This window comes from Pseudomonas sp. yb_5, from assembly GCF_043103865.1.
GTDB classification, from domain to species: domain Bacteria; phylum Pseudomonadota; class Gammaproteobacteria; order Pseudomonadales; family Pseudomonadaceae; genus Aquipseudomonas; species Aquipseudomonas putida_Y.
In genome coordinates this window covers 1-14070 of sequence record NZ_JBICKE010000037.1, presented here as the reverse complement: position 1 = coordinate 14070, position 14070 = coordinate 1, and the positions used below count along the sequence as shown (strand labels likewise).

General features: G+C 57.5%; 14 protein-coding genes and 2 pseudogenes. 8 read left to right on the top strand and 8 right to left on the bottom strand.

Annotated elements, in window-relative coordinates:
• Positions 1-190: 190 nt before the first annotated feature.
• On the bottom strand, positions 191-742 hold the full coding sequence (locus tag ACF8GF_RS04915) for a hypothetical protein (protein ID WP_392487726.1): 552 nt from the start codon (positions 740-742) through the stop codon (positions 191-193).
• Positions 743-830: 88 nt separating this feature from the next.
• On the opposite strand from ACF8GF_RS04915, the pseudogene ACF8GF_RS04910 reads away from it, so the two are divergent.
• Both ACF8GF_RS04910 and tri1 read left to right on the top strand, forming a co-directional pair.
• Positions 831-993 (top strand): annotated as a pseudogene (locus ACF8GF_RS04910) (ADP-ribosylglycohydrolase family protein); the annotation flags it as partial.
• Positions 994-1045: 52 nt separating this feature from the next.
• The gene (gene tri1 / locus ACF8GF_RS04905; RefSeq protein WP_392487725.1) at positions 1046-2161 is read left to right on the top strand and encodes an ADP-ribosylarginine hydrolase Tri1; all 1116 of its coding nucleotides are present in this window, start codon (positions 1046-1048) and stop codon (positions 2159-2161) included.
• A gap of 281 nt (positions 2162-2442) precedes the next feature.
• Here tri1 and ACF8GF_RS04900 read toward each other — a convergent pair whose 3' ends face one another.
• The 7 genes and pseudogenes from ACF8GF_RS04900 to ACF8GF_RS04870 all read right to left on the bottom strand — a co-directional run bounded on the left by ACF8GF_RS04900 (position 2443) and on the right by ACF8GF_RS04870 (position 5956).
• A complete protein-coding gene (locus ACF8GF_RS04900; protein ID WP_392487724.1) occupies positions 2443-2706 on the bottom strand; it encodes a hypothetical protein in 264 nt (87 codons plus the stop codon).
• A gap of 553 nt (positions 2707-3259) precedes the next feature.
• Entirely contained in the window at positions 3260-3568 is a 309-nt protein-coding gene (locus ACF8GF_RS04895; protein WP_176684533.1) for a hypothetical protein, read from the bottom strand.
• A gap of 89 nt (positions 3569-3657) precedes the next feature.
• Positions 3658-3954, bottom strand: coding sequence for an immunity protein Tsi6 family protein (locus ACF8GF_RS04890; RefSeq protein WP_392487723.1), 297 nt, complete (start codon positions 3952-3954; stop codon positions 3658-3660).
• Positions 3951-4361, bottom strand: a pseudogene (locus ACF8GF_RS04885) (polymorphic toxin type 46 domain-containing protein); the annotation flags it as partial. The gene ACF8GF_RS04890 and the pseudogene ACF8GF_RS04885, both read right to left, overlap by 4 nt.
• Before the next feature lie 26 nt (positions 4362-4387).
• Positions 4388-4699 (bottom strand): hypothetical protein, encoded by a 312-nt coding sequence (locus tag ACF8GF_RS04880; protein WP_392487722.1) that lies wholly within the window; start codon positions 4697-4699, stop codon positions 4388-4390.
• An 8-nt stretch (positions 4700-4707) separates the two neighbouring features.
• Complete coding sequence (locus tag ACF8GF_RS04875) at positions 4708-5226, bottom strand: hypothetical protein (RefSeq protein ID WP_392487721.1); 519 nt, start codon at positions 5224-5226, stop codon at positions 4708-4710.
• A 481-nt stretch (positions 5227-5707) separates the two neighbouring features.
• Positions 5708-5956 carry a hypothetical protein gene (locus ACF8GF_RS04870; protein ID WP_176684529.1) on the bottom strand — a complete coding sequence of 83 codons (249 nt, stop codon included), beginning with the start codon at positions 5954-5956 and terminating at the stop codon, positions 5708-5710.
• Between the two features lie 162 nt (positions 5957-6118).
• On the opposite strand from ACF8GF_RS04870, the gene ACF8GF_RS04865 reads away from it, so the two are divergent.
• From ACF8GF_RS04865 to ACF8GF_RS04840, 6 genes are all read left to right on the top strand, one after another.
• The gene (locus ACF8GF_RS04865; RefSeq protein ID WP_392487720.1) at positions 6119-7135 is read left to right on the top strand and encodes a hypothetical protein; all 1017 of its coding nucleotides are present in this window, start codon (positions 6119-6121) and stop codon (positions 7133-7135) included.
• Positions 7136-7831 carry a hypothetical protein gene (locus ACF8GF_RS04860; RefSeq protein WP_010953998.1) on the top strand — a complete coding sequence of 232 codons (696 nt, stop codon included), beginning with the start codon at positions 7136-7138 and terminating at the stop codon, positions 7829-7831. It abuts the gene before it with no gap.
• A gap of 25 nt (positions 7832-7856) precedes the next feature.
• Entirely contained in the window at positions 7857-9713 is a 1857-nt protein-coding gene (tssI, locus tag ACF8GF_RS04855; RefSeq protein ID WP_392487719.1) for a type VI secretion system tip protein TssI/VgrG, read from the top strand.
• 10 nt (positions 9714-9723) lie between these two features.
• Positions 9724-10308, top strand: coding sequence for a hypothetical protein (locus tag ACF8GF_RS04850; protein WP_392487718.1), 585 nt, complete (start codon positions 9724-9726; stop codon positions 10306-10308).
• Positions 10309-10342: 34 nt separating this feature from the next.
• On the top strand, positions 10343-10810 hold the full coding sequence (locus tag ACF8GF_RS04845; protein WP_003248404.1) for a DcrB-related protein: 468 nt from the start codon (positions 10343-10345) through the stop codon (positions 10808-10810).
• A 6-nt stretch (positions 10811-10816) separates the two neighbouring features.
• Positions 10817-14070 (top strand): DUF6531 domain-containing protein (locus ACF8GF_RS04840; protein ID WP_392487717.1); only part of this gene is annotated, 3254 nt, incomplete at its 3' end.

Sequence of the window (14070 nt, the reverse complement as noted above, 5' to 3'; positions counted from 1 at the left end):
CAGCCGCCACCGCATTCGCGGGCAAGCCCGCTCCTACATCAACCGGTGGTGTCGCCACGTTGTAGGAGCGGGTTTACCCGCGAATAGGCCGGACCTGCCGGCCACTATCCCTGGTCATTCACCGTCACAGCCGCCACCGCATTAGCGGGCAGCTTGCCCGCGAACACCGGCGCAGCCGGTTTCATCCAACTCAGCGACCATCGACCTGTACGCAAACGTGTCTGCCATCGATTGCCATGCATGGCCAATTGTCGTTGATGTAATGATCCGGCTTGAAGCACACCCGTTCATCGTTGACCCAGAACATCTGCCAACCGGAGCCCGAGATCCTGAGCTTCGGGCACGACCAGTAGTCCTTTGCCGAAAGCGTGGCTGTGGTCAGCGCAATCATTGTCGGAGCAACGATAACCATCAGCACAACTGTCAGTTGCAGCGAGCGTAGCTGGAGCCCGTGCAGCCAAGAGGTTTTCGGTGGGTCAAACTTCCGACCGGTCCATGCGGCGATCAGGCTGGCAACGATCAGGCAAGGCCCCAGGGGAATGAATGCAATCATGAAGAAAGCTTTGAGTGGTGTTTCCACGACCGGGGCATTACGGTAGATCCGGCCGTAGAGGGGCACGATATCTGTCCATAAGGCGTACACCGCCAGTGCTCCCATGGCGAGCATGGACAGCATCAGACCGATGGCCGTAAGCCGGAAAAGAATAGGGGACCTTACGTAGAGTTCGGGATGGTCTTTCATGTGTGCCTGAGCATTCCCTGGCTGCCGCGGATCAAACCGGCATGGCTGAACAACAGGTTCAGCACGTTATCACAGGACCAGGCACTGGACCTTTGCCGATGCCATGGTGCGCTGGTACCGGCAGGGTGAAAACCGCGTCAACGGCCGTTGCTTCGACATCGGCAATGTCACCCGCGCAGCCTTGGAAGGCTGAGAGGCCCAGGGGGCCTGACTGGATGGGCATCATCAAGGCCTCGACCGCAGGCAATGGTATCGTTGATACGCCAATGGCTCCGTTACCCAATTCATTCTCAAAGAAATCCCATGATCGATCTAAGAAGCTCAAACGCATTGCTGGCCGACTACGTGCGACGTTATGCGCATCTGTCGCCGGAGCCCTCCCGGCAGTTGCAGCAGCGGATGGACTCCACCTTGCAGCCTGATACGCCGGCGGCGCCGGCGGTCAAGCCAAGCTGGCTGCATTCCAGAGCCTGCACATTGACCGCGGAGCAGGCACTGGACCGCGCCAGGGGCGCGCTGCTTGGCCTGGCCATCGGCGATGCGGTCGGCACCACGCTCGAGTTCCAGGCCCGCGACAGGGGGCAGGTGAGCGACATGGTCGGGGGTGGCCCGTTCAACCTTGTTGCGGGTGAGTGGACTGATGACACCAGCATGGCGCTGTGCCTGGCAGACACGTATGTGAGCAAGGGCAAGTTCGATTACGCCACCTACGCAGATGCCTTGGTCCGCTGGTACCGGCGCGGGGAAAACAGTGCCAACGGTCGTTGTTTCGATATCGGCAATGCCACGCGCAATGCCCTTGAAGGCTGGCTGCGCGAGGGTATTACCTGGCAAGGCAACTATGAGCCCTCGACGGCTGGCAATGGCTCCATCATCCGCCTTGCGCCTACGGCAATCTTCCGCCGGCACTCGCTGTCGGCAAGCTGGTGGGAAAGCGTCACGCAAAGCAGCGTGACCCACAACGCCGACGAGGCAGTGAACTGCTGTCAGCTGTTTGCGGCACAGCTGCATCTGGCGCTCAACGGTGCAGACAAGGAAGAGGCCCTGGCCCCAGCGGTGCGTTCGTTGCGGCCTCGCCCGATGATCATCAATGCGGGCGAGTACAAGCAAAAGAGCCGCGAACAGATCCGCTCCTCCGGCTACGTCATCGATACCTTGGAAGCGGCACTGTGGGCCGTATGGAACACCGACAACTTCAAGGACGCGATCCTCCTGGCCGCCAACCTTGCCGATGATGCCGACAGTGTCGCGGCCACCGCCGGCCAGTTGGCGGGTGCGCTGTACGGCGTGTCCGGCATGCCGCCGGAGTGGGTGGAGAAGGTTGCGTGGTCGCAACATATCCAGGAACTGGCAGCCAAGCTCTTCGATCTCTCGCCGCAGCATGATGAACTGGACGCATTGCTTTATGGCCAGCCTTGACGGTTCGGGTAGAAACTGTGAAGTACGCCACGAATCGAAACCAGAGGAACGCTTCGCGTCACGTACCTGAGGCAGGAGCCGTATGCGGTAGTTCCGCACGTACGGACTGTGCGGGGGGGGGCAGCGAATCTTCTGCTTGACTGTTTCGGTGTTCATGGTCAGTCCTGATTGGGGTAAGGAACTGCACCACTTCACCGCAGCGTAAGAGGGCGCCACTCATTTGTTGGTAGGGTCAAACGGTCATGCAGTGTCGGATTTCGTCAGCATTTATCTATGTGGCACTAGATGGCCGTGCCCCGATTTTTTCCCGGCTTGATGATTAATAATTCATCAAGTTGTCTTTTGCGCCATTTTATCACGAAAGCCAGCGCCGCATCAGGATCATCCATGAAGGCATCAAATGTAGCTGGAGCAATGGCGTAATACTCCTCGTAGTCAACCATGCCGTTGCTGACGGGGAACGAAACGTAATACTGACTAGCGTCTTCTTCGATGCCGATTGAGTACATGTGCTGACGACTGATGAAAAGGTCTTTGAATTTCATAGGGGGCCTTCAAAAAAGGGAGCGGTATTGAACCTCTTGGCGGCAATACTCGCCGCGTCTATGACGACTTCACTGTTGCCGTCAGGTAGCTTGCCACCAGGGATCCAGAATTCGTTAGCACCGGCTTCATTTCCCGATGGAACCCGCAGATTCAACTGCTTCGGATCAGGGATGTCTACCGGGACCAGTGCATTGGTATCAAGGAAATTCTCAGGCTAGCCAAGGGCTTGCTCCAACGCGAACTTGTCACCTGCTGTCTTGGCAAGTAGTTCGGTTGCTTCGTGGCCTGGCATTATGAACGACGTACCATCTCTCTGTGCGATGCCGTATTTCTCAAGGTTGGTCTGGGTCATGAAGCGTGAGGCGCCATTTTGGAATTGGGCCAAGTGTTGCGCGACATAATCTGGATATAGATAGATGGTGGAGGTCGGGTCTTTCGCCTTTGGCGATCGCAAGAATATCCTCTTCGGTGAATCCAGGTTTGTATCTGGGTTTTGGCGGCTCAACAGCCTTGTGCGATAGCTCGCGAGAGCGTTCGTTGGCAAGTAGTGGTTCAGTCTCTGCACGCCTGGCGCGCCTTGAGCTTGTGCAGGGTAGGGGGCTCGCCCCCGGACAGTTCGATACGAAACTCGGCGAAGGCGTGCTCGAGATCGGCATACTGCTGCAGCCCTTCTTCGGTGAACAGATAGCTTCCGGGGATGTCACGCCATTCCATCGGGGTGCGGATCCGCTGCTGCTTTGCCGCGTTCAACAAGAGCGTCAGCTCTACACTCAACTTCATGGCGGCCGGGTCGTGTGACTTCAGCCGGTCAATGATGACACGCAGCGCTATCGATTTTTGCCGGAGTGCGTAAATGTCCATCGTGGCTCAGCCTGCTGGGTGTAGGGTTTATAGCTTTCGTCAGTGACTGCGCTCGATGTTCAGTGGCTGGCCTGATCGAACGTCGGCAGTCAATCGGGTAGTTGAATTTTGAGGCCACGAGCCGGCTGGATGGCTACGTAATAGGCGTCTTTCAGTGCTCTGGCCAACTCGGGGTCATTTTCTTCGAATTCTTTCGAGGCAATGGCACCGATACTGAGTTGGTGGAGTTTCGATTTATCTTGCTTACGCCCTTCGAACACGGCTTTCACATAGTCAAGTTGGTTTAGTAGCATCCCATAAATGGGGTAAGCGGGACAGGCCTTGTTCCGCTGCGCGGTGATGTCGATAGCCTTCTGTACATAGCCGAGGGGGGTTGTGGGTTTCATAGTGCACCTGGTGTTATCAGTTTGAAGAGCTCGCGTTGGCCAGAGGTCATCTGCCGAGCACCGCCAATGGCGTTATAGGGTTGGGAAGGAACGGACCAGGTATCCAGTACCGGTGCCGAGGTGCTCCTCAGCAGCGTGACCTTCTCAGTGCTCTGATAGACGTTCACGATCTTGGGCACGATGGTTTCCGTTTTATAGATCTGGCCAAGCGGGTTGATCCCCAGTTGCCCTGGCACCACGTCAGGGGTAGGAGAGTACCGCATGCCTTGCCGGCCGCCGGGCATCTGGAATTGCCAAAGTGTCTTGCCCCGGTTGATTGTTTCCGTGAAGACTGGTTGAGTGAAGCCCAAGCCGTTCATGTAGCCTTCGTAGTCGGCAGGCTTATAGCCCTGTGACTTGAAGAAGTTTACAGCAGTATTTGCTCAATCTTTCTCTAATCGTGATTTTTATTTTTAGCTTGGAATTTCTTAAAGGAACTCCACTCCTCTCCATCAATCAATGCCATGTAAAATTCTGCAAATAACTGACTGAGATTACGATCGTCCTGTAAGTTGGTTTCCGGTAAGTAGCGGTAACCAGGTATGTCTCTAGCCTCCATGGGGGCATGAATTTTTCCATTTTCAGCTTTTAATAAGAGGCCGCGTAGGGAGTTGAGCATCAGCTTCGCATCGGAATTTTGATCTTCGAGAGCCTCAAGTTTTTCACGAAGCGCTGTAGCGGTAGCCTTCAGTGTGTGCGTGTTCATTGTCTATCCTAGTTATCAATAGTGCCTATGAGCTTGGTGGCCGACCACTCATTACGGTTAGGGGTAAGATATTGAAGTGCGCCACCCACCCTGTCAATGTTGCCTCCAAATTCGGTGGTAGGCGCGATCTTGCTGACAAAAACCTCTGTTGGTTTAAGTGGCGTCATTTCAAAAATTGAATATTTTGTAGCCTCACTGCCCAGCGGTAACCCTAGGCTATCAGCCAGGGTTCGGCTTCCCTGCGCAGCAGACTGCAGCTCCTCCATAGTGGTGAAAAATGGAGAGTAACGGCTTGGCTCTTGTCCCACTGGCACGATTTTCACGAGGGGCGAATCTATGATGGACAGTTTTGGAGTGTTACTGCCCGAGCCTATCTGGGAGATGGCTCGGCTGAAAATGTCCATGTCTGATGCTTTGGGGTCTGCGGCACGTAGCTTTTGCAGATATAGCTCACCATCAGGGGTGTCGAGATACTCATTAATCTGTTTGTTGCTAAGGCCTCGGGGTGCAAAAGTCTCTGAAAACATGACGCATTGAGCGCTTTTTCGATAGATAGCTCTGCGTGACGGGGAAATATCAACTCACCGTCTCCGCGCGGCAAGTTGACGGAGCATCCCAAGGTGACACGAGATGGAAGAGCTGACTTACGACAGCTATTGATGGCCTGATTCGAGGAATGTTTCAAGGTTCGCGGGTTTATTAACTCAGTTGTTTTCTGTGTAGCTGTCAGGGGTGAGGCTGAAGCCCGGATGGCTTACGCAAGTCAGCGGGGTGGGGGCGGCGAGCAGCCTGAATTCGATGGGGGTTGGAGTGAAATGGCTCATTTGAGCGCTTCCAATTGTTTGATGATTTCTGTATTTGTCATGACTACCTTACAAGTAGCGACGTGGGTGTGGATATTAGAATTAATGGCGCCCGTCAACCTGGATGCAGGCATTTTTATCACTCATGCGCTTGCAAGGCCAGCCGTCACGGGTATAGGAATCAGACTTGAAACAATACCGCTAATCATTGATCCAGCACACCTGCCAGGCAGATCCTGAAGTCAACAGCTTCTGGCAGGGTGTGTACCCCTTCGCCCACAAGCCCAGCGTCACAAGTATCCCAAGCGTAGGCGCTATGTAGAACATTGACCACAGTGTCCTGTGAACGTTCTTGGTAATTCTGGTGCATGGGCAAAAGATGGCGCAATGCCATCTCATTCATGACGGCTAATGCTAAGGATGAGCGATATTCATAGTTGACAGAGTTGCGCATTCCAGTGTTTCCTGCGCCCTCTACACTCGGCCGGCAAATCCATTTGTGATCTGGTTGGCATATTCAGGTGTTGTTGGGAACTTTGCTTGCCTGCATAGGTCGCAGCGCCTGAGACGTGGGCCGACACTGCGCAGGTCGCGCAAGCAGGATTTTTGACAAGGCGTGAACAGAATCGTGAACAGAATCTATCCCTGTACCGCAGCCGACCCCATGGGCCTCGGCGGGCAAGACGGCCTTCTCGGGCAGGGTGACCTGCCGTGGCCAAGTGTTGTAGCAGCCAGAACCTACGCCAAGATGGATGTAGGCGGCCTTTATTCGGCTGATGACATGAGTGCCGCCGAGTTTCTTGTTGCTGAACTACAGTCGTCCGAAACGCAGTTGAGTGCTGACGAAGCCGAAGAATACGCGCAGTTCCTTTATAGCCTGATTGCAAAAATGGAAAAATCGGGGCGTTTTGCCGCGGATGAACTGCTGGCCATCAAGGAGAAGGCTGAGAAGATTCCAGTCGTAGGGGCACTATTATTTTCAACTGCAAATTTACCCGGCACGCTTGCCAACGTTGCTGCGCTAGGCCATGCCGCATCCAAAGCCACCAAAGTTGAAAACCTGCTGAACATGACGGATGCCACGCGCGGCAAGCTGAAGAAGTGGGCAGCGTCACGTGGCAAACCCGGCAGTGTATCTGCCGCCAGGGCCATGAAAGGTCGCCTGAAACTGGTGCGCATGGGCGGAAACCTCTACTTCGAAATACCCGCCAATAGCCAGGCAAGTTTGTACAGGCTGCCCGGTCGGGGCAGTAACCTGCATGTGGCTGCTTTTAATACCGCCAAGGCGATGCGTGCAACTGCCCATATTGACTCGGCCGGGTACAGCAGCCGTGGCGTAGGCAAAGTACTGACGGGGGCCAAATTAGGCGGCGCATTGGCGTTCGGCCCCCAGGCTTACCTAGATGCGACGGAGGCAAAAAGCGTCTCGGAGTTCTTCCAGAAGTCAGCTTACACCCAGCCGACCAATGCATTGGCCTTTGGTGTCGGTGTATTGGTCGGCGGGCTAACAGGGCCGGCTATAGTCGTGATTGCCTTGTCTTTGGGTGCGGGTTTGGCAGTTCAGTTTGTCATGAGTGATGATTTTTCGGGGCTGGGCACTACCCTGGGTAATTTCTTGACGGGGAAGGATTAAATGTTTACCACAGAACGTTTTTTTAAAAAAATCTGGTCGGTGTGGCTGCTGGTCGTGATATTGGCCCTGATGATGACCGGAGTGGCGCCGCCATTCATGGCGGTGCCGGCGATCCTGATCATTATCGTTATGACGCTGTGGTGCATCAATTGTGCTTACCGGAGTGAGCACTTTGTAAGTTTCGCGAATTTGCGCATGTTCTTCAATATGTCAGTTGCACCAATGTTCGCATCGCTGCTGACACTGGGTGTTACCTACAAAAAAATGAAGTTGGGAGCGGCGACTTCTTTGATGTTAGGGCTCGCGCCCGTCGTGCTGGTGTTGTTGACCTATGCAATGGCTTATTACTGGCGCAGTAAAAGTGATATTCTCCATTTTAAAGGGCAGCGCGTGGAATCCATCGAGCCGCCCCAGAAAGTTCAGTGGTGGCAGGCGGGTTTGGCGGCGGGCTTGAGCAGCGTGATCTATCCGCTGATGAAAAGCCATGACGTGCCGGCCACCGGGTTGATCTACTTCTTTGCGCTAATGTCCGTCTTCATGGTGTTTTACAATCGTGACAAGATCAGTGCACTCAGAGACCTGAAAGTGCGCGAAGCCAAGGAAAACCGTCAATACACATTCATGGATATTGAAACTATTCAGAGCATGCGTGCTGCCTCGTGGTTGGGCAGGCTTTTCGCCGTACGGGCGCGCTGATGTTCACCGTTACAGGGAGTAAATTATGCTAACTGACGTTCTTTCCATGCTCGCGCCGCAAAACAGGCGATTGTTCAAACTGAATATCCTGACACAAACAGCCAACGATGAGTTTTTGCTTGAGCACTTTTCCGGCACTGAAGAGCTTTCCAAACTCTATGAATTCGATCTGGCCTTGCTCAGCCAACAGAGCGATGTAAAGCTCAAGTCACTGATTGGCAGCCAGGCCACGATAGAAATCGAGTTATCCAACGGCTCTTTCCGCCACATTAACGGCTATGTTCAGCGGTTTAGCACCCAAGGCAGCGACGGCGGCTATGTGCGTTATGCAGCCGTGCTAGGACCGTGGCTGTGGATGCTGACTTGCCGCTTCGATACACGCATTTTTCAAGAAAAATCGGTCCAGGCTGTTGTCAGTGAAGTGTTTGCCGGATTTGGCACGCTGGCCAAGTACGAATTTCGTGTAAGCAAGTCGCTCAAATCGCACAGCTACATTACCCAGTACCGCGAGAGCGATTTCAACTTTGTGCAGCGCTTGCTTGAGAGCGAAGGGCTTTTCTACTACTTCGAGCACACGGCCGACTCCCATCTGATGGTCATCACCGATGACTCCAGCACCTTGTTGCCGCTGTCCGAACAGCCGCAGATTCGCTACCACTCCGCGTCGGTTACCGAAACAGCTGATTCCATTACTCAGTGGCAGTCAACGCGGCAGCTTCAATCCGGTCAAATTGCCGTTCGCACGTTCGACTATCGCCAACCGCGCAACTTCCTACCTGTGACCATGCAAAGCTTGAATCAACAGGGCGATGTGGACAGGTTCGAGATTTATGATTTCCCGGGCCAGTACACCCATGGCAGCTACGAAGATGGCGAAGCCATCGTACGCAACCGTATCGAAGCGCTCGAGTTGATGGGCAAGACCTTCTACGGCGAGAGCAATTGCCGGGTCATGAAGCCGGGTTACACTTTTGAGTTGACCCAGCATTATCTGCACGACACCGGTGACGCCGAGAACCGTAAGTTTTTGTTGCTGAGCGTGGAGCATCGCGGCAGCAACAACTACATGACTGGCGACCAGGCCGGTTACGTCAACCGATTCGTGTGCGTGCGTAAAAAAATCGCATACCGCCCGCAGTTAAACACCCGCAAGCCTTTGATCAACGGCCCGCAGACCGCCATCGTTGTCGGCCCCCCAGGCGAGGAAATCTTCACCGACGAACTGGGCCGGGTAAAGCTTCAGTTTCACTGGGATCGCCAGGGGCAGTTCAACGATCAAAGCTCCTGCTGGGTACGTGTCGCACAATCCGGTGCCAGCGGTGGCTTCGGCAGCATCCAGATCCCACGTGTAGGCGACGAAGTGGTGGTGGTGTTCCTGGACGGCAACCCGGACCGGCCGCTGATCATGGGCAGCCTGTACAACAGCACCAACACCCCGCCATGGTCGCTGCCGGCGAACAAGACCCAGAGTGGGTTCCTGACGCGGTCGATGAAGGGCGACGGCGGTACCGCCAACTTCTTCCGCTTCGAGGACAAGGCCGGCGCCGAGCAGATCATCATGCATGCCGAGCGCAACATGGATACCGAGATCGAGCTGGATGAGACCCATGATGTGGGGAATAACCGCTCGATTACTGTTGGCGGTACGCACACCGAAACGGTCAAGAAAGACACCGTGGTGCAAGTGACCGAAGGTTCCTACACCCTGCAGGTCGATAACCAGTTCATCCAGGTGGCCGCCAAGCAGCACATCATCCTGCAGGTGGGCGACAGCAGCATCACGCTGACCCCGGAAGGCATCGAGATCAAAGGCAAGGTCATCGTGACCACCAGTACCGACACCACCCAGATCACTGGCGCCGCAGTGCGGATCAACGACTGAGGCAAGGTTCATGTACAAGCCCTCGATCTACGACCGCCTCTCCGCCAGGCGCGCAGCGCAAGAGGAGGCTGTGCGGCTGGCCAGTCTGGCGGAAGCTGCTCATGTGCCCGTGGCTGTGCCCGAGCCGGAACCGGTGCCAGCCGTGTTGCAGGATGTAGCCAGCGCTTTCACCTTCGCAGGGTTCTCCTTGCAGTTTCCGCTCGGCTTTCGTTTTCGCGACATCCAGACCACCCTCGAGCATGAAGGCGAGCCGGTCAGCCTCAGCATCCGCCGCCGTGATGTACGCGCCAGGCAGCCGCTGGAGCAACTGTTCCAGAGCGCAGTCGAGGCTTTGCGCGAATTGAACCCGCAACTGCGCGTGATTCGCCAACGTGACTGCCTCCTGGCTGGGAACCCGGCCAAGGTCGTGGACTTTCACTTCAATGCCGGCCACGAGCCTCGGCACGGTCGCCTGGTCGGCGCACTGGTGCCCATCGCCGGCAGCGATTCGCTGCAATGGCTGGATATCTCCAGCGTGATCGACCCCAGCAAGCCCGGCCTGAGCCAGTGGCTGGCCGAGTTCGACCGCATGCTCGATGGCTTCGCGCAGGGCTGACCCCGATTTTTTCGCTATCAGGAATTTTCATCGCATGGATTACGAATTACAGGAAGGCGGCATTGCGCTGCCGGCAGGTTTCGAGGACCGCACGGTCAACATGTTCGTCTTGGGTGCCAGTGTTCCAGCACCCTTGAGCATCACCATCTCGCGTGACACCTTGCTGCCGGACGAAGCGCTGCAGGCCTATGTCGATCGCCAGGTCAAGCTGCTCACCTCCAAGCTGCGCGGCTACACCCGCATGGGCAACAAGGCCGTCACGCTCTCGGTTACCGCACCCATTGCCGGCATCCAGATCGACGCCTATTACATGAACCAGGGCCGCCCGCTGTACCAGCGCCAGGCCGCCTTCATCATCAGCCCCGGGCGTGCCCTGATCTTCTCCACCACTGCACAGGCCGACTTCAGTGCCCAGCAGAACCAGGACTGGGATAACCTGTTGGCCAGCTTCACCCCGCGTGCCCCGTCCGAAACCAGCGCCGAGTCCGGCGAACAGGAGTAACACCTCATGTTCGAAGCGGCCAGGTTCGGCGACGAGATATCGCACACCAGCGCGCTCGGGGGCTTCCTGATCGGGGCCGCCCTGGGGATTGCGCTGGTGGCCACGGTGGCCATCGCCACGTTCACCTGCGGGTTCGGCGTGGCCTTGCTGGCCGGCCTCGCAGCCGGCATCGGGGGCAGCTTGCTGACCGCCGCCGGAGAGGCGATAGGCAGTATGTTCTCGTCCCCCTCAGGGACGATAACCACTGCCTCACCCAACGTGTTCATCAACAGCCGCAAGGCCGCCCGCGTCGAAAAAAGCATCGGTGCCTGCGACAAGCACCCAGGGCCGGTGCAGATTGCCGAAGGCTCGACCAACGTCTTCATCAACAGCGTCGCCGCCGCGCGCAAGGGCGACAAGCTGACCTGCGGCGCCACCATTTCCGGTGGTTCGGACAACGTCATCATCGGCGGCGGCACCTACCGTTACCTGCCCGTGGACGATGAAGTCCCGGAGTGGCTTCGCACCACCGTGGATGTGCTGATGGCCATCGCCGGTGCCGCAGGCGGTATCGCCCAACTGATCAAGGCCGGTACCCAGGCCGGCATGAAAGCCGTCATGCCTTGCGCCCTGAAGTTCACGGCCGGCTTCGTCGCCGGTGAGGTGGCCAGCCGTTACGTGGTCGAGCCCGTGGCCCGCAAGGCTATCGGCGGCCTGGTCGGCAACCCCGTCGACCTCACGACGGGCCGCAAGCTGATCCCCGATGAAATCGACTTCAGCCTGCCGGGCCTGATGCCGATCGAGTGGTCGCGCTTCTACGCCAGCGACCTGACGGTCGACAGCGTACTCGGCCGCGGCTGGGTTCTGCCCTGGGAGCAGAGCCTGCGCCGCCAGGGGGCATTCATCTACCTCACCGACAACCAGGGCCGCGAAGTCCCGTTCGTGACCCTGCAACCGGGGCAGCGCATCTACAACCCGCACGAGCAGGTGTACCTGGTGTGCACCGAGGGCGGCCACTACATCCTGCAGACCCTCGACAACCTGTTCTTCTACTTCGGCGAAGTGCCAGACACCAGCACCGAAGTGCCGCTGCAGCGTATCGAGAACGTCCTCGGCCACTTCCTGCACTTCACCCGCACGCCCGACGGCACACTGACCGACATCAGCGCCACCGGCGGCACCCGCGTGCATCTGCACTACGATAACCCGCTGGGTCGCCTGACCGACATCAAGCGCGTGGTGAACAACGAAGCGGTGGAAACGCTTACCCAGTACCGCTACGACGAACAGGGCCAGCTGAGCGCGGTGATCAACCGCAACGGCGACACCGTGCGCAGCTTCAGCTACGCAGACGGCCTGATGGTGACCCACAGCAACGCGCTGGGGCTGGGCTGCCACTACCGTTGGCAAACCCTGGGCGACAAGCCACGTGTGGTCGAGCACTGGACCAGCGACGGCGAGCACTACCACTTCCGCTACGATCTCGATAGCCGCACCAGCTGGGCCACCGACGTGCTCGGCCGCGAGCTGGAAGTGCAGTACAACGCCGACCACCGCGTGGTCGCCAGCCACGACTATGGCGGCGAGCGTTACGCCATCGAGCTTGACGAACACGGCAATATGGTTGGCCTGACCTTGCCGGACGGTAACCGCCTGCAATTCAAGTACGACGAATTCTCCCGCTTGCTCGAAGAGACCGATCCGCTGGGCCGCAAGACCACCTACGAATATCACCACCTGACCACACTAGTGACCCAGGTCAGCTACCCGGACGGCAGCACCTGGCGAGCGCGCTACGACGACAAGGGCAACCTGCTCGCCGAATTCGATGCCCTCGGCCAGATGACCGAGTACCTGAACAGCGATGACGGCCTGCCGCACACCATCATCGATGCGACCTACAAGTCCAAGTACCTGTGGTGGAACACCCTGGCCCAGGTCGAGCGCTACCAGGACTGCTCGGGCAAGAGCACGTACTACCGCTATGACGAACGCCAGCACCTGGTGGCGGTGACCGATGCGCTGAACCAGACCACCACGCTGGAGCGCAAGCCCGACGGCGAAGTGCTGCGCATCAGCCACCCGGACGGCACCACGGAAAGCTTCACCTACAACGTCTACGGGCAGGTGCTCAGCCACACCGACGGCAAGGGCCAGACCACCCGCCTGATGCGCACCGCCCGTGGCCTGCCGAGCAGCCGCCAGGATGCCAAGGGCCAACGGGTTCGGTACGAGTACGACAAGGCCATGCGCCTGACCGCGCTGGTCAACGAGAACAACGCCACGTACAGCTTTGCCTACGACGCTTCGGACCGGCTGAGCGAAGAAGTGCGGGTGGATAACCTGACCCGGCGTTTCAGTTACGACGTCGGCGGCCATCTCACACGACTGGATGAGATTGGCTATGGCGAAAATGCCGAGCGGCCCGAGCGCCATACGCTGTTCGAACGTGATGCCATTGGCCGTTTGGTTGCCAAGATCAACCGTGATGCGAGCCAGACATTCGCATACGACGACGGTGACCGGTTGCTGAGCATCGAGCGGGAACCGAGCGGGATCGGCAAGCAGCTTGGGATCACAGAAGAGAAGCTGGAATACACCTACGATCTGCTCGGTCGGCTGACCAAAGAAATCAGCCCTGACGGCGCGCTCGGCTACGAGTACGACCCGCTCAGCAACTTGACCACGCTGACCCTGCCGGATGGGCGCAAGGTCAATCACCTGTATTACGGCAGTGGCCACCTGCACCAGTTGAACCTGGACGGCCAGGTCATCAGTGACATGGAGCGCGATGACCTGCACCGCGAGGTGTACCGGACCCAGGGCAAGCTCACCAGTTGCTTCGGTTATGACGCCATGGGGCGCAAGGCCTGGCAGTTTGCCTCGACCTTGCCGGCCGACAAGCTTTCGCAGGTGCACAACACCGGCATCAATACCTCGTTGCTGGTCGAGCACGCCTACAACCCGATCCACCGCCGTTATCAGTACGACCCGGCCGGTGAACTGGTGCGTACCCTCGACAAGCTACGCGGTGAGATCAAGTACGAATACGAAGCCAACGGCCAGTTGCGCAGTCGTGATACTGGCTCGTTGATCGGCAGCGAGGAGTTCCGCTACGACCCGGCAGCCAACCGCCTGGACTTCAATGCGCGGCAGTTCGACAAGGTCAAGGACAACCGGATCAAACAGTGGCGGGATCAGGAATACCGCTACGATCCGTGGGGCAACCTGATAGAGAAACGCTCTGGGCACAGCAAGCTGCAGCACTTCGCCTATGACTG